General features: G+C 71.3%; 14 protein-coding genes, 1 rRNA gene and 3 pseudogenes (1 of these 18 only partly in view). 2 read left to right on the top strand and 16 right to left on the bottom strand.

The window, feature by feature from the left end; all coding sequences use genetic code 11:
* From OG715_RS28340 to eccD, 12 genes and pseudogenes are all read right to left on the bottom strand, one after another.
* Nucleotides 1-41, bottom strand: a 16S ribosomal RNA gene (locus tag OG715_RS28340) (it extends 1,482 nt beyond the left edge of the window).
* A 470-nt stretch (nt 42-511) separates the two neighbouring features.
* Nucleotides 512-2,197 (bottom strand): ribonuclease J, encoded by a 1,686-nt coding sequence (locus tag OG715_RS28335; RefSeq protein WP_266274431.1) that lies wholly within the window; start codon nt 2,195-2,197, stop codon nt 512-514.
* 171 nt (nt 2,198-2,368) lie between these two features.
* Nucleotides 2,369-3,268 carry a 4-hydroxy-tetrahydrodipicolinate synthase gene (gene dapA, locus OG715_RS28330; RefSeq protein WP_266274432.1) on the bottom strand — a complete coding sequence of 300 codons (900 nt, stop codon included), beginning with the start codon at nt 3,266-3,268 and terminating at the stop codon, nt 2,369-2,371.
* Between the two features lie 260 nt (nt 3,269-3,528).
* A pseudogene (thyX, locus tag OG715_RS28325) lies at nt 3,529-3,978 on the bottom strand (FAD-dependent thymidylate synthase); the annotation flags it as partial.
* 3 nt (nt 3,979-3,981) lie between these two features.
* A pseudogene (locus OG715_RS28320) lies at nt 3,982-4,758 on the bottom strand (HNH endonuclease); the annotation flags it as partial.
* 129 nt (nt 4,759-4,887) lie between these two features.
* Nucleotides 4,888-5,169: pseudogene (locus tag OG715_RS28315) on the bottom strand (FAD-dependent thymidylate synthase); the annotation flags it as partial.
* On the bottom strand, nt 5,166-5,672 hold the full coding sequence (locus OG715_RS28310) for a hypothetical protein (protein ID WP_266274433.1): 507 nt from the start codon (nt 5,670-5,672) through the stop codon (nt 5,166-5,168). The pseudogene OG715_RS28315 and the gene OG715_RS28310, both read right to left, overlap by 4 nt.
* Before the next feature lie 7 nt (nt 5,673-5,679).
* On the bottom strand, nt 5,680-6,426 hold the full coding sequence (gene dapB / locus OG715_RS28305) for a 4-hydroxy-tetrahydrodipicolinate reductase (RefSeq protein ID WP_266274434.1): 747 nt from the start codon (nt 6,424-6,426) through the stop codon (nt 5,680-5,682).
* A 14-nt stretch (nt 6,427-6,440) separates the two neighbouring features.
* Entirely contained in the window at nt 6,441-7,829 is a 1,389-nt protein-coding gene (locus tag OG715_RS28300; protein WP_266274436.1) for a M16 family metallopeptidase, read from the bottom strand.
* Nucleotides 7,830-7,898: 69 nt separating this feature from the next.
* Nucleotides 7,899-10,106, bottom strand: coding sequence for a polyribonucleotide nucleotidyltransferase (locus OG715_RS28295; RefSeq protein ID WP_030397712.1), 2,208 nt, complete (start codon nt 10,104-10,106; stop codon nt 7,899-7,901).
* Between the two features lie 463 nt (nt 10,107-10,569).
* Entirely contained in the window at nt 10,570-10,860 is a 291-nt protein-coding gene (gene rpsO, locus OG715_RS28290) for a 30S ribosomal protein S15 (RefSeq protein WP_266274437.1), read from the bottom strand.
* A 186-nt stretch (nt 10,861-11,046) separates the two neighbouring features.
* Nucleotides 11,047-12,510 (bottom strand): type VII secretion integral membrane protein EccD, encoded by a 1,464-nt coding sequence (gene eccD / locus OG715_RS28285; RefSeq protein ID WP_266274438.1) that lies wholly within the window; start codon nt 12,508-12,510, stop codon nt 11,047-11,049.
* A 438-nt stretch (nt 12,511-12,948) separates the two neighbouring features.
* Between eccD and eccCa the strand changes: the two genes are divergently transcribed.
* Together eccCa and OG715_RS28275 are read left to right on the top strand one after the other, a co-directional pair.
* Nucleotides 12,949-16,899, top strand: a complete 3,951-nt coding sequence (gene eccCa / locus OG715_RS28280) for a type VII secretion protein EccCa (protein ID WP_266274439.1) — start codon at nt 12,949-12,951, stop codon at nt 16,897-16,899.
* Between the two features lie 469 nt (nt 16,900-17,368).
* On the top strand, nt 17,369-18,781 hold the full coding sequence (locus OG715_RS28275) for an APC family permease (RefSeq protein WP_266274440.1): 1,413 nt from the start codon (nt 17,369-17,371) through the stop codon (nt 18,779-18,781).
* Nucleotides 18,782-18,906: 125 nt separating this feature from the next.
* Here OG715_RS28275 and mycP read toward each other — a convergent pair whose 3' ends face one another.
* From mycP to OG715_RS28255, 4 genes are all read right to left on the bottom strand, one after another.
* Nucleotides 18,907-20,142 (bottom strand): type VII secretion-associated serine protease mycosin, encoded by a 1,236-nt coding sequence (mycP, locus tag OG715_RS28270; RefSeq protein WP_266274441.1) that lies wholly within the window; start codon nt 20,140-20,142, stop codon nt 18,907-18,909.
* An 88-nt stretch (nt 20,143-20,230) separates the two neighbouring features.
* Nucleotides 20,231-20,524: a WXG100 family type VII secretion target gene (locus OG715_RS28265; protein ID WP_266274442.1), complete on the bottom strand. Its 294-nt coding sequence runs from the start codon at nt 20,522-20,524 to the stop codon at nt 20,231-20,233.
* Nucleotides 20,525-20,601: 77 nt separating this feature from the next.
* Nucleotides 20,602-20,904 (bottom strand): WXG100 family type VII secretion target, encoded by a 303-nt coding sequence (locus OG715_RS28260; protein WP_045941337.1) that lies wholly within the window; start codon nt 20,902-20,904, stop codon nt 20,602-20,604.
* A 199-nt stretch (nt 20,905-21,103) separates the two neighbouring features.
* Entirely contained in the window at nt 21,104-22,792 is a 1,689-nt protein-coding gene (locus OG715_RS28255; RefSeq protein WP_266274443.1) for a type VII secretion protein EccB, read from the bottom strand.
* Nucleotides 22,793-22,931 lie beyond the last annotated feature (139 nt).

Below are 22,931 nucleotides of genomic sequence, written 5' to 3'. Positions count from 1 at the left end.
CGCCAGCGTTCGTCCTGAGCCAGGATCAAACTCTCCGTGAATGATTACTCGGCCCAATGATTAGAAGGGGCCGGTTCACACTCGCGTCGAGCGGCACGGCAACCACCGGAATAGGGTGGCCCCGCGCACTGCGTCCTCGCTAGTGTTTTACTTCAAAAGGAATCTCCAACCCCGGAACAAGTCCGAGGCCGGGGATGTCAACATATCTGGCGTTGACTTTTGGCACGCTGTTGAGTTCTCAAGGAACGGACACTTCCTTCAGGCGGCTTTCACACCGGCCCTCCGGGCGCTTCGTTCTTTCGTGTTTCAAGCTTATCAGATGTTTTCCGCTCCGTTTTCCGGAGTTTCATTCATCGCATTTGCTTGGGCCTTTCGGCGCTCCCGAACTCTACCAGAGTTTCTCGGGCCGTTTTCCCGCTCCGTTCTCGAATTTGATTTCGAGGACTTCGACTGGGGGCCGTCCCGTGGGGCAACCCGGAGAACATTACGCACCGGGTTGCCCCACGTCAAATCACACCTCGACGACGACCGGCAGGATCATCGGCCGGCGGCGGTAGTTGTCCGCGACCCACTTGCCGAGGGTCCGGCGCACCAGCTGCTGGACCTGACGGATCTCCAGAACGCCGTCGCCCGCGGAGCGGTCGAGCGCCTCCTGGAGCTTGGCCGCCACCGGGACGAACGCGGCGTCGTCGATGCCGGAACCGCGGGCCTGGATGCTCGGACCACCGACGATCTTGCCGTTGGTGGAGTCCACCACGACGAAGCAGGAGATGAAGCCCTCCTCGCCGAGGATCCTGCGGTCCTTGAGCGAGGCCTCGGTGATGTCGCCGACCGAGGAGCCGTCCACGTAGACGTAGCCGGCCTGCACCTTGCCGACGATGCGGGCGACGCCCTTCTCCAGGTCGACGCAGACGCCGTCCTCGGCGATGACGACCCGGTTGCGCGGGACACCGGTGGCGATGCCGAGATCGGCCGCCGCCCGCAGGTGGCGCCACTCGCCGTGGACCGGCATGAGGTTGCGCGGCTTGCAGATGTTGAAGAAGTACAGCAGCTCGCCGGCCGAGGCGTGGCCCGAGACGTGCACCTTGGCGTTGCCCTTGTGGACGACCTTGGCGCCCCAGCGGGTCAGGCCGTTGATCACCCGGTAGACGGCGTTCTCGTTGCCGGGGATCAGCGAGGAGGCGAGGACGACGGTGTCGCCCTCGACGATGCGGATCTGGTGGTCGCGGTTGGCCATCCGGGACAGCGCGGCCATCGGCTCGCCCTGCGAACCGGTACAGATCAGCACGACGTCCTTGTCCGGCAGGTCGTCGAGCTGCTTGACGTCGACGACCATGTTGCCGGGCACCTTCAGGTAGCCGAGGTCGCGGGCGATGCCCATGTTGCGGACCATCGAGCGGCCGACGAAGGCGACCTTGCGCTTGTACTCGTGCGCGGCGTCCAGCACCTGCTGGATGCGGTGCACGTGGCTGGCGAAGGAGGCCACGATGATGCGCTTCTCCGCGTTGGCGAAGACATTGCGCAGAGCCGCGGAGATGTCCCGCTCGGGCGGGATGAAGCCGGGGACCTCGGCGTTGGTGGAGTCCACCAGCAGCAGGTCCATGCCCTCCTCCGCCAGCTTGGCGAAGGCCGGCAGGTCGGTCAGCCGGCCGTCGAGCGGCAGCTGGTCCATCTTGAAGTCACCGGTGGCGACGACCATGCCGGCGGGCGTGCGCACGGCGACGGCCAGCGCGTCCGGGATGGAGTGGTTGACCGCGATGAACTGGCAGTCGAAGGGGCCGATCCGCTCGCGGTCGCCCTCGGCGACCTCCAGCACGTACGGGCGGATGCGGTGCTCGGCGAGCTTGGCCTCGATGAGCGCCAGGGTGAGCTTCGACCCGATCAGCGGGATGTCCGGGTTCTCCCGGAGCAGGAACGGGACGGCGCCGATGTGGTCCTCGTGGCCGTGCGTGAGGACGATGCCGTCGATCTTGTCCAGACGGTCCCGGATGTAGGTGAAGTCCGGGAGGATCAGGTCGACGCCGGGCTGCTCGTCCTCGGGGAAGAGGACACCGCAGTCGACGATGAGAATGCGGTCGCCGTATTCGAAGACCGTCATGTTGCGGCCGATCTCACCGAGACCGCCGAGCGGGGTGATGCGCAGGGCGCCGGCCTTGAGGGCCGGCGGCGTGCCGAGTTCGGGATGCGGGTGGCTCAAAAGACTCTCCTCACGACGCACGCCATATGTCCGGGGTCCTCCCCCGTGAGACATATGGCGTGCGTTCTCCGTGTCGGTTTTCCTACCAGGTCTGTGCTCTCGCGCCTTCGGTCCGGTCCAGCGGCGGGCCCGCGAGGGTCCGGCGAGCCGGGGCGCGCACGTCTTTGTCTGTTACAGGTCTACCCCGCCGTCGGCGAGATCCTTCTTCAGTTGCGCGATCTCCTCCGGAGTCGCGCCGATCAGGGGCAGTCGCAGCGGCCCGGCCGGCAGGCCCTGGAGGTCCAGCGCGGCCTTGGCGAGAATGACGCCCTGGGTGCGGAAGATACCGGTGAACACCGGCAGCAGGCTCTGGTGGACGGCCGTGGCCTTGGCCACATCGCCGGCCAGGTATGCCTCGACCATGGCCCGCAGCTCGCCGGCGACCACGTGCCCGACCACGCTCACCACACCCGCGGCCCCGACCGACAGCAGCGGCAGGTTGAGGATGTCGTCGCCGGAGTACCAGGCCAGTCCGGAGCGGGCGATCGCCCAGGACGCGGCACCGAGGTCGCCCTTGGCGTCCTTGTTGGCCACGATCCGCGGGTGCTCGGCCAGCCGGACCAGCGTCTCGTGGCCCAGCGCGACGCCGCTGCGGCCCGGGATGTCGTACAGCATGACAGGTAGCTCGGTGGCGTCGGCGATCCGCACCGTGTGCCGGTACAGGCCCTCCTGCGGGGGCTTGCTGTAGTACGGCGTCACCGACAGCAGGCCGTGCGCACCGGCGGCCTCGGCCTGCCGGGCCAGCTCGACACTGTGGTGCGTGTCGTTGGTGCCGACGCCGGCCACTACGTGGGCCCGGTCGCCGACCGCCTCCACCACGGCGCGGACGAGCTGGGCCTTCTCGGCGTCACTGGTGGTCGGGGACTCGCCGGTGGTGCCGTTGACGACGAGGCCGTCGTTGCCGGAGTCGACGAGGTGCGCGGCGAGGCGCTGGGCGCCGTCGAGGTCGAGGCCGCCGTCGGCGGTGAACGGTGTCACCATCGCGGTCAGGACCCGGCCGAAGGGCGTCTGGGGGGTGGAGGTCGGAGCCATGTGTCCAAAACTACTCGTAGGCGGTGGGGCGACACCCAGGCCGGTCCACTGTTCGGACGGCCGTGCCTGCGGACCGGTCCGGGATCGTCCCGGTACGGGCCCCGCGGAGCCGGTTCCAGCAGCGGAAACATGGGATTCCGGTGCTGCGTGCTCGGGGGTTCAAGCAGCACCGGAATCCGTGTTCACGAGCGTAGGGAGAGGTCAGAAATGCCGCAATCCAGACATGCCCGGCACTGCCCCCGGATGCCCGTCGTCGCAGGTCAGGGCGCGACCCGGCCGTGCTTCTCGAAGGCCGCACGGGTGAGTGGCATGAGCTCCGCCCACTGCTCCTCCATCCGCTCGGCGACCATCTCGATCTCGCGCTGCGGGAACGACGGCACCGCCGCGTGCTCCCGCTTGGTCCGCAGCGACAGGAAGTGCATCAGCGAGCGGGCGTTGCAGGTCGCGTACATCGAGGAGAACAGCCCGACCGGCAGCACCGCACGGGCGACCTCCCGGGCCACGCCCGCCGCCAGCATCTCCTGGTAGCGCTCGTAGGCCTCGCGGTACGCGGCCTCCATCGCGGAGCTCACGGTCCGGTGCTGCTCCGGCGTGCCGTCGACGAACTCGTACCGGCCGGGGCGGCCCTGCTGGACCAGCTTGCGGTCCTCATCGGGCACGTAGAAGACCGGCTGCAGCTCGCGGTAGCGGCCGGACTCCTCGTTGTACGAGTTGTGGACGACGATGCCGCCGGCCAGGAAGTTGTGCCACGGCCCCTCCACCGACAGGTCGTACGTCATCTCCTCGCCGTCCTCGACGATCCCGGTGACCAGGTCGGCCTTGGCCAGGGCGACCTTGCCACCGCGCCTGGCCAGGGCCTGTTCGCCCGCGCTCTTGGCGGTGTGGCAGTCTCCGCAGGCAGGCGCCAGGTTCTTCTCGTCGAGTGCCTTGCCCAGGTCGAGGGCGACCGGTACGACGTGGTCCAGCTCCAGTGCCTCCCGGGGGAACACGCGGGAGCACAGGTAGCAGACGTCCTGCTCGTCGATGAGCCGGTTCCGCTGCATCGAGGTCCACACGCCGATGCCCCGCCGAAGGCTCGGCGGGACCAGGGCCTCCGACGGACGTGCCGCAGTACCACCGGTCATTACCGAGTCGCCGACGGCCAGCTCACCCGCCTTGCGCCAGCCGTCCGGAGTGAGGATCGCGTGGTCCTTGCTGCACCGCAGCTGCTTGCCGCTCGCGGTGGTCAGCCGGAGGAGCTGCTTGACGCCCGACTCCATGACGTCGACGATCCGCGCTCGCCCGGCCAGGAGCGTGCGCTCGTCGAAGCAGCGGACGTGGTTGCGCCGGACCGACTCCAGCTTCCGGGTCCGCTTGCTCGGGTTCAGGGCGCGGAACTCCGCGACGGCAGCCTCCGCCGCCTCGCGACTGTCGTGCAGACCCAAGTGATGGGTCTCGCCCTTCTGCTTGACCTGCGCCCGCCACTTCTCGGACTTCTTGTGCCAGGTCACGCCGCCCTTCCCGGCTTCGATCCGGTCCTCCACGCCGACGTGCCACTGCTGGTGCAACTCGGCGATGGTCCGGCGCCTGAGCGACCCGTCCTTGCCCTGCAGTGTGATCTCGGTGTCCCCGGCAAGGCACCAGCCGCTGCGGTGGCGTTGGAATTCGCGGAAGACGAAGATCGGCGCGCTGATGAAGAAGGTCATCGAGTTGTGCTCGAACGGCGTGCCGTGCCGGTCGCGCATCAGGAAGTTGATCAGGCCCTCGGACTTGTCCGGGTCCTGCTGGAGTGCCTCCAGGGACTGCTCCCCCGCCGTCGAGACCCGGGCCGCCCAGATGACGTCCGAGTCGGCGGCGGCACCGCGGACCAGGTCGGCGGTGATGTCGCTGCGGAACCGGGGGGCGGTCGTCTCCTCGCTCACGCGCTGCTCCTCGCGGGCTTGCCGACGGTGCTGTCGGCGCCGCCCGTGGTGGCGTCGGCACCGGTGGTGGTGCGGTGCAGCTTGATCGCGTGCTGCATGGTCCTGCGGGCGCGCGGCACGTCGCCGGCGTCGGCGTAGGCCACCGCGAGCCGGAAGAAGACCCGCCAGTCGCCGGGGGCGGCCTCGGCCTCGGCCTTGCGGCGGGCGAACACCGCGTCGGCCGAGGCGCGGTCGATCCGCCCGCCGTCGGTGCGCTCCAGCTCGTCGACCGGCAGACCGCCCTCGGCCTCCAGCTCGCGGGCGAGCCGCTCGCTGTCCCGTCCGAAGCGGACCGTCTGGCGCAGGAACCAGATGCCGACGACCGGGATGACGAAGGCGCACAGGCCCAGGCCGATGCCCAGCGGCTTGCCGGTGGCGACCAGTTGGACGCCCTCGCCGACGCAGATCAGCGCGACCAGGGCCAGGACTCCGGAGAGGACGAAGAAGCCGGTACGGGAGGTCATGCCGGGCTCACAGGTCCAGGAAGTGTTCGAGGCCCAGGGTGAGCCCGGGCGTCTCCACGACCTTGCGCACCCCGAGCAGGATGCCCGGCATGAAGCTGCTGTGGTGCAGCGAGTCGTGCCGGATCGTGAGGGTCTCGCCGTCGTCGCCGAACATCACCTGCTGGTGGGCGAGCAGACCGCGCAGCCGCACCGAGTGCACCGGCACCCCGTCGACGTCGGCGCCGCGGGCGCCGGGCAGGCCGTGGGTGGTCGGGTCCTGCTGCGGCGCGCGGCCGGCCTCCGCCCGGGCGGCGGCGATCAGCTGGGCGGTGCGGGTGGCGGTGCCGCTGGGGGCGTCCGCCTTGTGGTCGTGGTGCAGCTCGACGACCTCGACCGACTCGAAGTACCTCGCCGCGGCCTGCGCGAACTTCATGCCGAGCACGGCGCCGATGGAGAAGTTCGGCGCGACCAGCAGCCCCAGCTCCGGCGCGGCGGCGAGCTGCCCCCGGACGGTGGCGAGGCGCTCCTCCGTCCAGCCGGTGGTGCCGGTGACGACATGGATGCCGTGCGACAGGCAGTGGTCGAGGTTGCCCATCACCGAGTCGGGGTGGGTCAGTTCGACGGCGACCTGCACGCCCGCGCCGGTCAGCTCGGAGAGGTCCGACCCCCGCCCGAGGGCGGCGACCAGCTCCAGGTCCGGGGCGGCCTCGACGGCCTTGACGGCCTCCGATCCGATCCGCCCCTTGGCGCCGATCACGGCGACACGCAGCGTCATGGTGAGAAGTCCCTTCAGACCAGCAGGTCGGCGAGCCGGGCGGCCCGCTTGTCGTTGATCGGGCCGATCAGCGCGAGCGACGGCCGGTGGGCACCCAGCACATCACGGGCCACGGCGTGCACGTCGTCCAGGGTCACCGCCGCTATCCGCGCCAGCATGTCGTCCACCGACAGGTGGTGGCCGTAGCTGAGTTCGGCCTTGCCGATCCGGTTCATCAGCGAGCCGGTGTCCTCCATGCCGAGCACGGTGGAGCCGGAGATCTGGCCGATCGCCCGCCGCAGCTCCTCCTCGGTGATGCCCTCGGCGACCACCTTGGCGAGCTCCTCGCGGCAGATCCGCAGCACTTCCTCGACCCGCTTGGGCTGGCAGCCGGCGTAGATGCCGAACAGGCCGCTGTCCGCGTACGAGGAGGAGTACGAGTACACCGAGTACGCCAGGCCGCGCTTCTCCCGCACCTCCTGGAACAGCCGCGAGCTCATGCCGCCGCCGAGGGCCGCGTTGAGCACGCCCATCGCCCAGCGGCGCTCGTCGTGCCGGGGCACCCCGGGCACGCCCAGCACCAGGTGGGCCTGCTCGGTGGAACGGTTGAGCACCTCGACCCGGCCGGCGGTGCGCAGCGTCTTGACACCGCGGCGGGCCTCGGCGGGGACGGCCTCGGACTTGGCGAGCAGGGGTGCGAAGGCCCGCTCGACCTGCCGGACGACCTTGCGGTGGTCCAGGTTGCCGGCCGCGGCGACGACGAGGTGCTCGGGTCGGTAGCGGCGGTGGAAGAAGTTCGCGATCTGGTCGCGGGTGAGCGACCTGACGGTCTCCTGGGTGCCGAGGATCGGGCGGCCGAGCGGGCCGTTGCCGAAGATCACCCTGGCGAAGAGGTCGTGGACGACGTCGCCCGGGTCGTCCTCGGCCATCGCCATCTCTTCCAGGATGACGCCGCGTTCGGCCTCGACGTCGTCCGGGCGGATCAGCGAGCCGGTGAGCATGTCGCAGACCACGTCGATGGCCAGCGGCAGGTCGGTGTCGAGCACCCGCGCGTAGTAGCAGGTGTTCTCCTTCGCGGTGAAGGCGTTCATCTCGCCGCCGACCGCGTCCAGGGCGGCCGAGATGTCCAGCGCGCTGCGCCGCTCGGTGCCCTTGAAGAGCAGGTGCTCCAGGTAGTGCGTGGCGCCGTTGAGCTGGGGGGTCTCGTCCCGGGAGCCGACCCCGACCCAGATGCCGAAGGTCGCGGAGCGCACCGTCGGCAGGGTCTCGGTGACGACGCGCAGGCCGCCGGGAAGGACGGTGCGGCGCACGATTCCGGCGCCGTCCGCGCCCTTCAGCAGGGTTCGGGTCGTGCCGGGGCGCTGCGTCGCCGCCGAGGCCAGAGCCACGGGGGTACCTCCGTAGAAAGCAATCCGTCGAAGCATGGGGGGACAACAGGGTGCGGCCCGCACGCCGCTGGGGGCGTGCGGGCCGCGGGATCAGCTAGCGGCGCTTCACTCGGAAGCGGCCTCGCCGTTCTCCTCGCCCTCGACGACCGGGATCAGCGAGAGCTTGCCGCGCGGGTCGATCTCGGCGATCTCGACCTGCACCTTGGCGCCGACGCCGAGGATGTCCTCGACGTTCTCCACGCGCTTGCCGCCGGCGAGCTTGCGGATCTGCGAGATGTGCAGCAGACCGTCCTTGCCCGGCATGAGCGAGACGAAGGCACCGAAGGTCGTGGTCTTGACCACGGTGCCCAGGTAGCGCTCGCCGACCTCCGGCATGGTCGGGTTGGCGATCTGGTTGATCGTGGTGCGGGCGGCCTCGGCGGCCGGGCCGTCGGCGGCACCGATGTAGATGGTGCCGTCGTCCTCGATCGTGATCTCGGCGCCGGTGTCCTCCTGGATCTGGTTGATCATCTTGCCCTTGGGGCCGATGACCTCACCGATCTTGTCCACCGGGATCTTGATGGTGATGATGCGCGGCGCGTTCGGCGACATCTCGTCCGGGGAGTCGATGGCCTCGTTCATCACGTCGAGGATGTGCAGGCGGGCGTCGCGGGCCTGCTTCAGCGCGGCGGCGAGCACCGAGGCCGGGATGCCGTTGAGCTTGGTGTCCAGCTGCAGCGCGGTGATGAAGTTGCGGGTACCGGCGACCTTGAAGTCCATGTCGCCGTACGCGTCCTCGGCACCGAGGATGTCGGTGAGGGTCACGTAGTGGGTCTCACCGTCGATCTCCTGCGAGATCAGGCCCATGGCGATACCGGCGACGGCGGCCTTCAGCGGCACACCGGCGTTCAGCAGCGACATGGTGGAGGCGCAGACCGAGCCCATCGAGGTGGAGCCGTTGGAGCTCAGCGCCTCGGAGACCTGGCGGATGGCGTACGGGAAGTCCTCGCGGGACGGCAGCACCGGCAGGATGGCCCGCTCGGCGAGCGCGCCGTGGCCGATCTCGCGGCGCTTCGGCGAACCGACGCGGCCGGTCTCGCCGACCGAGTACGGCGGGAAGTTGTAGTTGTGCATGTAGCGGCGACGGGTCTCCGGGGAGAGCGTGTCGAGCTGCTGCTCCATGCGAAGCATGTTCAGCGTGGTGACACCCAGGATCTGGGTCTCGCCGCGCTCGAACAGCGCCGAGCCGTGCACCCGCGGGATGGCCTCGACCTCGGCGGCCAGGGTGCGGATGTCGGTGACACCGCGGCCGTCGATGCGGACCTTGTCCTTGATGACGCGCTCGCGGACGGTCTTCTTGGTCAGCGCGTTGTAGGCGGCGCTGATCTCCTTCTCGCGGCCCTCGAACTCGGGCAGCAGCTTCTCGGCGGCCAGCGCCTTGACGCGGTCCAGCTCGTTGTTGCGCTCCTGCTTGCCCGCGATGGTGAGGGCCTGCGCCAGCTCGTCCTTGACGGCGGCGGTCAGCGCGGCGAGCACGTCGTCCTGGTAGTCCAGGAAGACCGGGAACTCACCGGTCGGCTTCGCGGCCTGGGCGGCCAGCTGGGCCTGGGCGGCGCAGAGGACCTTGATGAACGGCTTGGCGGCGTCCAGACCGGCGGCGACGATCTCCTCGGTCGGCGCCTCGGCGCCGCCCTCGACGAGCTTGATCGTCTTGTCGGTGGCCTCGGCCTCGACCATCATGATCGCGACGTCGCCGTCCGGCAGGGTGCGACCGGCCACGACCATGTCGAAGACGGCCGACTCCAGCTCGCTGTGGGTCGGGAAGGCCACCCACTGGCCGTTGATCAGCGCGACGCGGACGCCACCGATCGGGCCGGAGAACGGCAGGCCCGCCAGCTGGGTGGAGGCGGAGGCGGCGTTGATGGCCACCACGTCGTACAGGTGGTCCGGGTTGAGCGCCATCACGGTGACGACGACCTGGATCTCGTTGCGCAGGCCCTTGACGAAGGACGGGCGCAGCGGGCGGTCGATCAGGCGGCAGGTGAGGATCGCGTCCTCGGAGGGCCGGCCCTCGCGACGGAAGAACGAGCCGGGGATCCGGCCCGCGGCGTACATCCGCTCCTCGACGTCCACGGTCAGCGGGAAGAAGTCGAAGTGCTCCTTCGGCTGCTTGGACGCGCTGGTGGCCGACAGCACCATGGTGTCGTCGTCGAGGTAGGCCACGGCGGAGCCGGCGGCCTGACGGGCCAGACGGCCGGTCTCGAAGCGGATGGTACGGGTGCCGAAGGAACCGTTGTCGATCACGGCCTCGGCGTAGAACACGTTCTCTTCCACCTGGAAGATCTCCTCTTTCGTACGTGTCCGGGAGAGCGTCCCCGCGTAATCGCCTGCGTGCTGACCCTGGACGGTCCGGGCCGGTCTTCGATCGAAGCCTCCGGCGGTCCCCGCTTCGGTCTGCGGGGCCTCCGGCGGCCACTACCGAGGACCGGCGCCTCTCGGCCGGCCGGGTTCGGACGGGCGGTCCGCGTCTGGACGCTCTCTCGGATGCGGGCGGCTTCCGTTTGAAGCCTTCGTCCCGCGGGGGGTTCGGGTCCTGCTGCCCGGTGGCGCGCTTTCGGCGCCATCACCGGCATGCCCACAACCCTACGGTGCAATCCTCGGCCACCTGGGGAGGTGCGCGCGAGTTGTTATCCCCGGCCGGTGGGCCCGGGCGCCGCGGTGGGCACCCGGGTCACCGGTCGCGGCATACGCGCGAAGGGCGGCTCCCCGGTGTGGGGAGCCGCCCCGAGCGGCGTTCTCAGCGGGCGCCGCCGGCGGCACCGCGGCGGATGCCCAGGCGGTCGACGAGCGTACGGAAGCGCTCGATGTCCTTCTTGGCCAGGTACTGCAGCAGACGGCGACGCTGGCCGACCAGGATCAGCAGGCCACGACGCGAGTGGTGGTCGTGCTTGTGGGTCTTGAGGTGCTCGGTCAGGTCCGAGATGCGGCGCGAGAGCATGGCGACCTGGACCTCGGGGGAGCCGGTGTCGCCCTCCTTCTGGCCGAACTCGGCGAAGATCTGCTTCTTGATGTCAGAGGCGAGAGCCACTGCAACTCCTTCGAGGTGATACCGAGCGTTCCTGGTCTACGGCACAGGACTCTGCGAGAACTCGGTGTCGTGTTACGGGCGCGGCCGACGGGCGTCGTCCCACCCGGGGACGGACACACGGCTGCGCTCGGAGGCCAAGCGTACCAGTGCCGCCGATGCCGACGATCGGCGGCCCCGGCGCGCGGATCAGCCGGTGGCGCCGCGGACCAGCCGGTAGACGTCGAGCACGGCCAGCACCAGCGGGACCAGCGACATCAGGGTGAGGCTGTCGACCAGGTCCAGGATGCGCCCCCAGAAGGGGGAGACGCCGAGCCGCGGCACCACCAGGGCGATCGCGGTGAGCACGGCGGCGCCGAAGGCGATCGAGGCGGTCAGCCAGACGGTGCGCAGATCGGCGTCGGTGGAGCCGAGGCCGACCCGCAGCACGAACTGCGGGGTGTGCAGGGAGATACCGACGATCAGCAGCGACAGGCCGAGCAGTCCGGCCGCGGTGAGCGCGAGGACCTGGGCGCTGTAGCGGAACAGCCGGGCCCGGAGCATGGCGGCCAGTCCGAGGACGAGGGCCAGCAGTTCGGGGAAGGTCCGGTCGGTGAAGCCGAGCACCGCGCAGGAGCCGACGACCACCGCGGCGCAGCCGCCGACCAGGCCGACCAGCACCTCGTGGCCGCGGCGGGCCTGGTGGGCGATCCGCTCGTACTGGACCAGCTCGGCGCGGGCGGCCTCCTCGTCGTGGTCGCGGCCCCGGGCGCGGGTCTGGCCGGGGGCGCTGTAGCCGACCGGGAGCCGGGCGAAGCGGGCGGACAGGCCGGGCAGGAAGCCGATCACGGCGACGGCGGCGACGCCGGTGACGGCGGCGATGTGGTGGGCCGGGGTGCCGGGCAGCAGGACGGCGGCGAAGGTGGCGAGCGCGCCGGCCGCGGCCAGGAAGGCGGCGGCCACGAACACGGAGTCCTTCTCCGGCAGCAGGCCGACCAGCAGGACGGCGACCACCAGGGCGGCGACGCAGCCGGTCAGGAACTGGAGCCGGCCGGGGCCGTCCAGCGGGCCGCCGGTCGGCGCGAGGATGCCGCTGCCGGCGATCAGGGCGTGCGGCAGGGCGCCGAGGCCGAGCGCGAGGCCGGCCCAGGCGTCCCGGTAGACCCGGGCGCGGACGCCGGCGAGGGCGGTGAGCACCACCGCGACGACGCCGGAGAGCACGCCGGGCAGGCCGTGCATGTCGTGGCGCAGGTCGGCGAACCAGAGTGCGAAGCCGAGCAGGGTGAGCAGCACGCCGGCGCCGACGAGGCCGAAGGCGCGCATCAGCTCGGGGCTCCAGAACCGGCGGTCGGTCTCGCCGGCGGTGGCGATCGCGTCGGCGACGTCGTCGTAGACGGCGGGCGGCAGCGACTCGGCGAACGGGCGCAGGTTGAGCAGGTCGCCGTCGCGCACCTGCTGGGCGGCGAGCGAGCGGCCGCCGTCGAGCACGGTGCCGTCGCGGCGGACCAGGTGGAAGCCGGTGGGGACGCCGTCGGGCTGGGTCTGGCCGGACAGCCGCAGGACCTCGGGGTACACGTCCGCGAGCGGGACGTCCTCGGGCAGGGCGACGTCGATCCGGCTGTCCGGGGCGACGACGGTGACCCGGCAGAAGCCGGTGGTCGCGGGCGTCGTCATGCCCGCACCTCGTTCGCTCGACGCACTGGGCGCTCCCCCTTGATGAGACGGTGTTCGGTGACGGGTGCTCGGCGCCGGTGCGCGGTGCCGCCGCCCCGGCGGTGCCGGCGCGGCACCGGCGGCCGGCCGGTCCGGCCCTCGCGCGGACGCCGCCCGGACGGAACCGGCCGGGCGCGGCCACGAGTTGGCGCGGCGTTACCCTACCCGCTCGGTTCGTGCCCGGCCCCGCGGAGGGCGGGCGGGGCCGCGGGGGCGGGCCCCAGTAGGATCGGCCCCTGCGCAGGGCGGCGGGGGCGGCGCGTTCCTCCCCGGACGCCTGCGGTCGGCGGAGCGGGGGCGGCGTCACACGGGGCGTCCTCACCCGTACGGATCCTGTTGCGTGAGGGCTGATGCCGTAGTGGTCTTGCGAAGCGTTCGTGGTCGGGGGATGGGACGCGTATGGGCGTGATCATGGTCAAGCGCCCGCCCAGGGCCTATCCGCCGGCGGTGCCGGACGAGCCGGTGGAGCTGGTGCCCCCGCCCGAGCTGCCCCGTTCGGGCGGCGAGGACTGGGTGATGAGCATCCTGCCGATGCTCGGCATGGGCGGTTCGGCGGTGTTCTTCTTCGCCCCCGGCGCCCAGGCTCCGATGAAGATCATGGGCGGTCTGATGATCGTCTCGACGGTCGGCATGGCGCTCGCCCAGATCGTCCGGGCCCGCAAGGGCGGCTCCACGGCCACCGCGGACGAGCGGCGCGACTACCTCAAGTACCTCCAGCAGATGCGCCGCCAGGTGCGCCGGACCGCCGAGCGGCAGCGCGGCGCGCAGCTGTTCCTGAACCCCGAGCCGGACCAGCTCTGGTCGATCGTCGCCGACGGCCGGCGGCTGTGGGAGCGGCGGGGCGGCGACGCCGACTTCGCGCAGATCAGGGTCGGCCGCGGGCCGGTCCAGCTGTCCACCCCGCTGGTCGCGCCGCAGACCGCGCCGATGGACGAGCTGGAGCCGCTCTCGGCGGCCGCGATGCAGACCTTCCTGAACGCCCACGGCACCCTGCAGGACCTGCCGTTGGCGATCTCGCTGCGCGCCTTCTACCACATCACGGTCTGCGGCGACCCGGACACCGTGTACGGGAACGTCCGGGCGATGATCGCCCAGCTGACCACCCTGCACTCGCCGGACGACCTGCTGATCACGGTCGCCGCGGCGCCCGGCGCGGTGGACGAGTGGGAGTGGACCAAGTGGCTCCCGCACAACCAGCACCGCAAGGAGAACGACGGCGCCGGCTCCCGCCGGCTGATCGCCACCGGACTCGGCGACCTGGAACTGCTGCTCCAGGACGAGCTGGCCGGCCGGCAGCGGTTCGTCCGGGACGCCGCCCCGGCCGCCGACCAGCCGCACATCGTGGTGGTCATGGACGGCGCCTCGGTGCCGCACGACTCGCTGCTGGCCGGCGCCGAGGGCGTGCACGGGGTGACCATCGTCGAGGTGGTCCCGGGCGACCTGGACGAGCCGAGCGGGCACCTGATCGTCACCGTCTCGCCGGACGCGCTGGTGCTGCGCTCCGCCTCGGGCGCCACCTACACCGGCAAGCCGGACACCCTCGGCGCCTGGCAGTCCGAGGCGCTGGCCCGGCAGCTGGCGCCGTACCGGGCCTCGGCCGGCGGTGACGACGAGCCGCTGCTGTCCAACCTGGACTTCACCGACCTGATGAACTCCGGCGACCCGGGCTCCTTCGACGTGACCCGCAGCTGGCGGCAGCGGGCGCAGCACGAGCGGCTGCGGGTGCCGATCGGCGTCGGGGCCGGCGGCGAGCACGTGTACCTGGACCTCAAGGAGGCCGCGCTGGAGGGCATGGGCCCGCACGGCCTGTGCGTCGGCGCGACCGGCTCCGGCAAGTCCGAGCTGCTGCGCACCCTGGTGCTGGCGCTGGCGATGACGCACTCCTCGGAGACGCTGAACTTCGTGCTCGCCGACTTCAAGGGCGGCGCGACCTTCGCGGGCATGGCGGACATGCCGCACACCTCGGCGGTGATCACCAACCTGGAGGGCCAGCTCACCCTGGTCGACCGGATGCGGGACGCCATCGAGGGCGAGCTCAACCGGCGCCAGGAGCTGCTGCACCGGGCGGGCAACTACGCGAACATTCACGAGTACGAGCGGGCCCGGGCGGCCGGCGCGGCGCTGGACCCGCTGCCCTCACTGGTGCTGATCATCGACGAGTTCTCCGAACTCCTCACCGCCAAGCCCGACTTCATCGACATGTTCATCCAGATCGGCCGGATCGGCCGGTCCCTCGGGGTGCATCTGCTGCTGGCCTCGCAGCGCCTGGAGGAGGGCAAGCTGCGCGGCCTGGACACCTATCTCTCCTACCGGATCGGTCTGCGCACCTTCTCGGCGGCCGAGTCGCGGGCCGCGATCGGCGTCCCGGACGCCTACCACCTGCCGCCGGTGCCGGGTGTCGGCTACCTGAAGTTCGGCACCGATGTGATGGAGCGGTTCAAGGCCGCCTACGTGTCCGGGGCCTACCGGGCGCCGGGGCAGCAGCGGTCGACCGGCGGCCGGCTGGTGTCCGCGCGGCCGGTGCGGTTCACCGCGGCCGAGGTGCCGGTGACCGAGCCGCTGGTGCAGGAGGAGGTCGAGCCGTTGGTCGAGGAGCAGGACGACGCCCTGGCCGACACCGTGCTGGACGTGTTCGTGCAGCGGATGGCGGGCCAGGGCCCGGCCGCGCACCAGGTGTGGCTGCCGCCGCTGGACGCGCCGCCGAGCGTGGACCAGCTGCTGCCGCCGCTGCAGGCGACCGCCGAGCGCGGGCTGACCGCTCCGCAGTCCGGCACGCTGGGCCGGCTGCGGGTGCCGGTCGGCATCGTCGACAAGCCGCGCGACCAGAAGCGCGACATCCTCGAACAGGACTACGCGGGCGCGGCCGGCCACGGACTGGTGGTGGGCGGCCCGCGCTCCGGCAAGTCGACGATGATCCGCACCACGGTGGCCTCGTTCGCGCTCACCCACACGCCGCTGGAGACGCAGTTCTACCTGCTGGACTTCGGCGGCGGCGGCTTCCAGTCGCTCCAGGACCTGCCGCACGTCGGCGGGGTGGCCGGGCGGCTGGACGCGGAGAAGGTGCGCCGGATGGTCTCCGAGGTGCACGGGGTGCTCAACCGGCGCGAGGAGCTCTTCCGCAGCACCGGGATCGACTCCATCGGCACCTACCGGGCCCGCCGGGCCGCCGGCGCGCTGCCGGACGAGCGGTTCGGCGACGTCTTCCTGGTGGTCGACGGCTGGAACACCTTCAAGCAGGAGTTCGAGGCGCTGGAGCCGGTCATCGGCGACATCGCCCAGCGCGGCCTCGGCTACGGCGTCCACCTGATCGTCACCGCGGCCCGGTACGCCGAGGTCCGCCCGGCGCTCAAGGACCTGCTGCAGAACCGGACCGAGCTGAAGCTCGGCGACGCGATGGAGTCCGAGGTGGACCGCCGGGTGGCGCAGGCCGTACCGGCCCAGCCGGGCCGGGGTGTCACCCCGGAACGGCTGCACTTCCTCACCGGCCTGCCCCGGCTGGACGGCTCCGACTCGGTGGAGGACCTGCAGAACGGCGTGGCCGGGCTGGTCCGGGCGGTCGCCGGGGCCTGGACCGGTCCGCGCGCGCCGCAGGTGCGGATGCTGCCGACGGTGCTGGACGGACAGTCGCTGCCGAAGGGCTTCGAGCACCCGGAGCGGGGTGTCGCCTTCGGCGTGGACGAGGCGGAGCTGGCACCGGCCTTCGTCAACTTCGAGACCGACCCGCTGTTCATCGTGTTCGGCGACACCGAGTCCGGGAAGTCCGCGCTGCTGCGGATGCTGGTCAAGCAGATCACCGAGCGGTACACCCCGGACCAGGCGGGGATCGTGGTCGGCGACTACCGGCGCGCGCTGCTCGGCGTGGTCCCGCCGGAGTACCTGGTCGAGTACGCCGCCGCGCAGCCGGCCATGAACTCCGTGGTCGAGATGCTGCGCGGGGCCTGCTCGCGCCGGCTGCCCGGGCCCGACGTGACCGCGGAGCAGCTGCGCAACCGCAGCTGGTACAGCGGCAAGGACATGTTCGTGGTGGTGGACGACTACGAGCTGGTGGCGACCTCCTCCGGCAACCCGCTGGCCGCGCTGGCGGAGTTCCTGCCGTTCGCGCGCGACATCGGCCTGCGGGTGGTCGTCGCGCGCAGCGCCGGCGGTGCCGGGCGCTCGCTGTACGAGCCGTTCATGCAGCGGATGCGGGAGCTGGGCGGGCAGGGCGTACTGCTGTCCGGCAACCGGGACGAGGGGCCGCTGCTGGGCAACGTCAAGCCGCAGGCGCTGCCGCCGGGCCGGGGCGTGTTCGTCTCGCGCCGGGTGACCAGCGGGCAGATGGTGCAGACGGGCTGGCTGCCGGCGCCGTAGCGGCGGGCCGGTCGTCACGGAGCGTGCTCGAAGGGGTCGGATCCTCGGGGTCCGGCCCCTTCGGCGTCCCGGGTGTCGAAACGTTACCTAGATCTTTCCGCCGGAGCGCTGCGGTTCCCGTACCCGGTGGAGGCTCGGGCCTGCGGCCAGGGCACTTCCGGTCGACCTGCCTCCGCATCCGGCCACGGCCTTGGATTGATGCGCGCAACATCGTGTTCACCTTGGATTCAAGTGCGATGTGGCGAAAGTAACAAGTCGGACATGCATAGTGATGACGATAAGTGATCATCAGATCGCATGTCTATGCGGATCGGCGCAACGGATTCCGAAGCAATTCCGGCATTGACGCGATCGATACGGCCAAGGTTCCATGGCGGCCCGGGAGCGACAGGACCAGAACCGAGCAGACAGCCAGCGGAGGCGATACCGCTCCCTCTCCAGGACCGCACAGAGCCGATCGGATGCCCCGATGACCGACACGCTTCGCCCACCGACCGCCGCGGCCCCCGGCCCGACCGTCGAGGGCACCCCCGCCGCCCCGCAGACGCTCAAGCGTTCGATCGGCGTCGTGGGCGGCACACTGCTCACGCTGTCCTGCGTCACCCCGGCCTCCACGCTCTTCGTGATCGTCCCGGAGCTGTTCTCCAGCATCGGCAGCGCCACCGCGCTGGCCATCGCGATCGGCTCGGTGCTCTGTATCGCGGTCGCCTTCTGCTACTCCGAGCTCGGCACCCTGATCCCCAGCGCCGGCGGCGAGTACGCCATGGTCGGCACCCTGGCCGGACGGCTGGCCGGCTGGCTGGTGTTCGTGCTCTCGCTGATCGTGGTGATGATCGTCCCCTCGGTCATCGCCCTCGGCACCGCCGACTACCTGGCACCCGTCCTGCACGTGGACAAGCCGCTGGCCGGCGCCGCGGTGATGCTCGCCGCCACCCTGGCCGGCCTGCTGGACCTGCGCGCCAACGCCTGGATCACCGGCGTCTTCCTGGTGCTGGAGGTCATCGCGGCCGGCGTCGTGTCGGTGCTCGGCTTCGCCCACGCCAACAGCGGCGCGCCCAGCATGCTGCACGGCGTGGTCACCGGCGAGGACGGCGTCACCACCACGGTGAGCATCGGCGCGATCATCGGCGCCCTCGGCATCGCGCTCTTCATCACCCAGGGCTTCTCCACCGCCGTCTACCTCTCCGAGGAACTGGAGAACCCGCGCCGCAACGTGTCCCGCACCGTGCTGTGGACGCTGGCGATCTCCGCCGCCGTCATCCTGGTCCCGGTCGCCGCCATCACCATGGGCGCCCCCGACCTCGCCACCCTGAGCTCCGGCGACATCTCCGGCCTGGTCACCGCCTGGAGCAACTCGGCCGTCGGCACCTTCATCAGCCTCTGCGTCGCGCTGGCCATCATCAACGCCGGCATCGTCATGGTCATCCAGAACTCCCGGGTGCTGTTCGCCTCGGCCCGCGACAAGGCGTGGCCCGAGCCGGTCAACAAGGCCTTCGGCACCCTCGGCCGGTTCGGCTCCCCGTGGGTCGCCACCCTGGCCGTCGGCCTCCCGGGCGCCGCGCTCTGCTTCGTCAAGGGCGAGCTGCTGAGCGAGATCACCGGCGTCGCCGTCACCGGGATGTACCTGCTGGTCGCGATCGCCGCGCTGCTCTCCCGCCGCAACCAGCACAAGCACGCCGCCGCCTGGCGGATGCCGCTGTGGCCGGCCGTCCCGGTGGTGCTGATCGTGGTGCTGGTCTACGTGATCACCCAGTTGGACACCGTGCCGCTGCTGTGGACCGGCGGCATCACCGCCGTCGCCACCCTCTACTGGCTGCTCTACCTGCGCCCCCGGCAGGACACCCGCTGGGTGATCACCGTCCCCGAGGACCAGCAGGCCTGACCGCCGCCCCGAAGACCCCCACCCCTCCCCCACACGGCAGTGCCCCGGGCTCCCCCTGGCCCGGGGCACTGCCGCGTCCGCGCGCTACTTCTTGAGCTTCGCGCCAGGGTCTCAGGGGCGGTGGCTCAGGGGCGGCGGCGGTGGTCGCGGAGGACGATGCCGCCGCCGATCAGCAGGGCGACCAGCAGCGCCCCCACACCCAGGACGTACGTCGCGGTCCGGCCGTCGCGGTCGGCCTGGGTCTCGCCGAGGCCGAGCGGGCGGGGCACGATCGGGGCGGACGCCAACTGCACCGGCGGGTCCTCGGCCGGCTTGTCGGGCGGTGCCGCGGGCGCGGTGGTGACGGCCTTCACCGGGTCGACCACGCCCCAGCCGATGTACTCGTTCGCCTTGTGGTCGGTGCGCTGCGCGGTCTGCTCGATCCAGGCGCGCACCTGGCTCGGCTTCCAGTCCTTGTGCGCGCCGACCAGCAGCGCCGCCAGCCCGGCCACGTACGGGGCGGCGAAGCTGGTGCCGTTGTCCACGCACTGCCCGCCGCGCGGGACGGTGGAGAGCATGTCTACGCCGGGGGCCGCGACGTCCACGAAGTCGCCGTACTGGGAGAAGTAGGTGCGCTCGTTGTTGCGGTCGGAGGCGCCGACGGCGAGCACGGTGCGGAAGGCCGCCGGGAAGGTGTCGCCCCGCTTGCCGTCGTTGCCGGAGGAGGCGACCACCACCACGCCCCGGCTCTCCGCGTTGTCGACCGCGGCCTTCAGCTCCTCGTAGCCGACGAAGCGGGTGTCGGCCGCGCCGCGCACGTCCTGCGAGATGTTGATGACCTTGGCGCCCTGGGCGACGGCCGAGTTGACGGCGTCCACCAGCGAGTGCACGTCGCCGTTGCCCTCGGCGTCGTTCTGCCGGATGGACAGCACGCTGGCGCCCGGGGCGATGCCGACGAAGCCGGTCCGGTCGCTGCGGGAGGCCGCGATGATGCCCGCCACCTTGGTGCCGTGGCCGACCAGGTCGTCCTTGCCGCCGCCCTCGACCCGCTTGCCCTCCTTGTCCTTGAGCAGCGAACCGCCGTCGAGGACCTTGTCGGCCAGCTGCGGGTTCTGGTCGTCCACCCCGGTGTCGATGACCGCGACCAGGACGCCCGCCCCAGTGGTCGCGCCGCCCTGCCAGAGCTCGTCCAGCACCATCCGCTGGAGCGACCACGGCACGGCCTGCACGTTCTGCGCGTTCTTGCCGCACTCCCCCGACGCCGAGACGCCCGGCCCCTCCGCCGCCGCCGGCACCGTCAGCGGGCCGCCGAGCACCGTGAGCGCGGCCACCGCCGCGGCCGCCGTCCGGTACCTGACCACCGGCACCCTGCCACCCCTCATGTCGTCCACCTGGTCGCGCGGTCGCGCCAAAGGCGGGTGCCCGCGCGGGGCACCCGCCCTTCGGCGCGTGTACTGGGGCCGTGAACCGTCAGCCCTGCCAGAGGGTGGCGTTGCGGTTCTCGGTGTTCTGGTAGCTGGAGGCCGCGCTGTCCAGGGACTTGGCGATCGACTCCAGCACCTGCTGGAGGTGCTCGGCGCGCTGGTCCCACTTGGCCTGGTGGGCCTGGTAGCCCTGCTGGGCGGCGCCCTCCCAGCTACCGGAGATCTTGGTGACGCCGGCCTTCAGCTCCTCGAGCTGGGCCTTGATCGTCCCCGCGGTCCGACGGACCTCCGAGCTGGCGTTCTTGATGGTCTCGAAGTTGACCAGAATGTGTTCGGCCACGATGTCTCCTAGTCGAGGCTGCGAGGCACCCCATCACCCGAGGGGTGCGTCGCCGGGTGAACGGACAGAGCCGAGGATCAGGACGCGGCGGCGGAACCGAAGATCGCCTGCTGGTCGGCGTCCGCCTGCGAGTACTTCTGGGTCGTGAGCTCGATCGCGTCCTTGATGGCGCGCAGCGACTTGTTCAGCTCCTGGGCGTCCGTGTTGAACTGCCCCTGGAGGTTGGTGTACGCCTGCGCGGCCTGGCCCTGCCAACCACCGGTGATCGAACCCACCAGGTTGTTGAGACCGTTGATCTCGGTGTTGATCTGGTTGATGACCTCGTCCATGTGCTTGGCGAAAGCCAGCATCTCCTGAGCGGTCGTCTTGAACTGACCCATGCTCTACCGTCCCCCATGAGACAGACCTTGAGTCCGGAGGGATCGTTTCCGGCCCCCCGGGCACCACCGGTGTGATGTCCTGCAGCACTGTAGTCGGCACACGCAGCTCGCCCAACACCGGGCGACGGTCGGTTACCAAGCCATGACATCGTGGCCAATTCCTTTGCGGGCGGCGGGGGGAGGCCCCCCGCCGCGGCCGTCAGGCGTTCTGCTGCTGGGCCGCGCTCCTGGCGTTGAGAGCCGGGCCGACCGGCACCAGGTTCGACCACTGCTGCGGCACCGGCGCCGGCTGCAGCCCCTGGTAGCCCAGCCGGGCCTGGTTGCCGCCCAGCTCCTCGGGCTGCGGCGGGCCGGACGGGGTCGCCGGCTGCCCGGACGGCCCCTTCGACGCGCCGGGCTGCGCGGGCGCCGGACCGGACGGCTGGCCGGGCTGGGCGGGCGGCGCGCTCTGGCCGCCCTTGCCGCCCTCGCTGCTGGCCGGCACCGCGTAGCGCAGACCGGTCTCGGTGATGAGGAAGTCCGTGCCGGAGCCGTCCATGGCGTTGTCCAGCGCCCGGTAGAACAGGCCGTGACCCGGCGTCACATGCGCGGTCGACGTGCCGTTGCCGTACCGCACCGGGTACTCCGTCCCGGCCCAGACGCTGCGCCGCGGCGTCCGGCCGTCCTCCGCGACCCCGTCGAAAGTGCTGCAGACCACCGCCCGGGCGTCCTTCGGCGCCTGCCAGGAGTTGGCCGGCGCACCCGTCCGGGTCGGCCAGTCCGCGGCGCCCTCGGCCATCAGCGGCACACTGCTGTTGACGGTGGCGTGCTCGGCCGGGGTGAGGTCGTCGATCCGCGGGCTCTTGTTGGCGTCCTGGTTGTACAGCGGCTGCAGCAGCGGGTTCTGCCGGACCAGCTCCGCCTGGAACTGGCTGACCAGCAGCAGCTGGCTCTTCCCCACCACGTAGTACTTCTCGCCGAACCGCACCAGCCGGCCGACCTTGCGGTCCTCCGGGTTCTGCAGCGGCACCGAGGAGTTGGCCGTCCTGGTGTCCGGGACCAGCCCGTCGATCCGCGGGAAGACGATGTCGCTGCCCGGCGCCAGGGTGTCCAGCCAGTCCTTCTTCACCTTCTGCGGGACGGCCGTCGACCCGAACACGGCCCACATCAGCTGCGAGCGGGTGGTGTCGGAGTCCTCCGGGCCGCCGATCGCGTGCCGGCGGCCCTTGCTGTCCACCAGGAACACCCGCAGCTTGCCCTGGCCCGCAGCCGGACCGGACGCGGTCACCTGCGGGTCGTCCGCCTGCTGCACCAGCAGCGCCTGGCCGACGTCCAGCATCCGGTCCTTCGCCCCGAGCACCTCCGCGTCGGCGCCGCCCGCCACGAACACCGCCTGGTCGACGGTGCTCCCCTGCTCGTCGCCCGGCCGGTCGCAGACCGACCACTTCATCGGCCGGCTCGCGTTCGCCTTGCTGGGCAGCTTGTCCGGCGCGTACGGGATGCCGATCGTCGGACCGTGGTTGGGATAGCGGTCGAGCACACCGTCGTCGACCACCACCACCTTGCTGTCCACCGGCAGCACCAGCCGCGCCGAGGCCATGTTCAGCACCTGGTGCAGCCGCTTGGTCCTCCCGTCCGGGTCGACCAGCACCACGTAGCGGGTGGTGCTCTGCTTGCCCTGGACGATGTACTTGCCCTCGTCCCAACCCACCGGCGCGCTCGGCTTGAACACCCCCCACAGGCCGAAGCCGCCGATCACCAGCGCCCCCACCAGCACGCTCGGCAGGATCGCCTTCACCGGGCGCGGCGCGTCCTCGTCGCTCCCCCCGCCGCCGGGCAGCAGGAAGGCTCCGACCGTGCGCTTGCGGGCGAAGGTGTAGGCGTTCAGCTCGTCCCGGCGCGATGCCATGCTCGTCGTCTCCCCTGTCGGACCCTGCTCCCCGTGGCCTGCCACCCCCCGGGCGAGAACGGGCTCGAACCCTCTACGATGCGGCAGCAGACGGTGAGTACGGTACGGGTACGGTTCACGCACCGGCCAGCCGGGCCGC

This window comes from Kitasatospora purpeofusca, from assembly GCF_036010405.1.
In the GTDB taxonomy this organism is placed as follows: Bacteria; Actinomycetota; Actinomycetes; order Streptomycetales; family Streptomycetaceae; genus Kitasatospora; species Kitasatospora purpeofusca.
The sequence above is the reverse complement of the archived record's forward strand: the minus strand, read 5'-3'. Positions and strand labels throughout refer to the sequence as shown.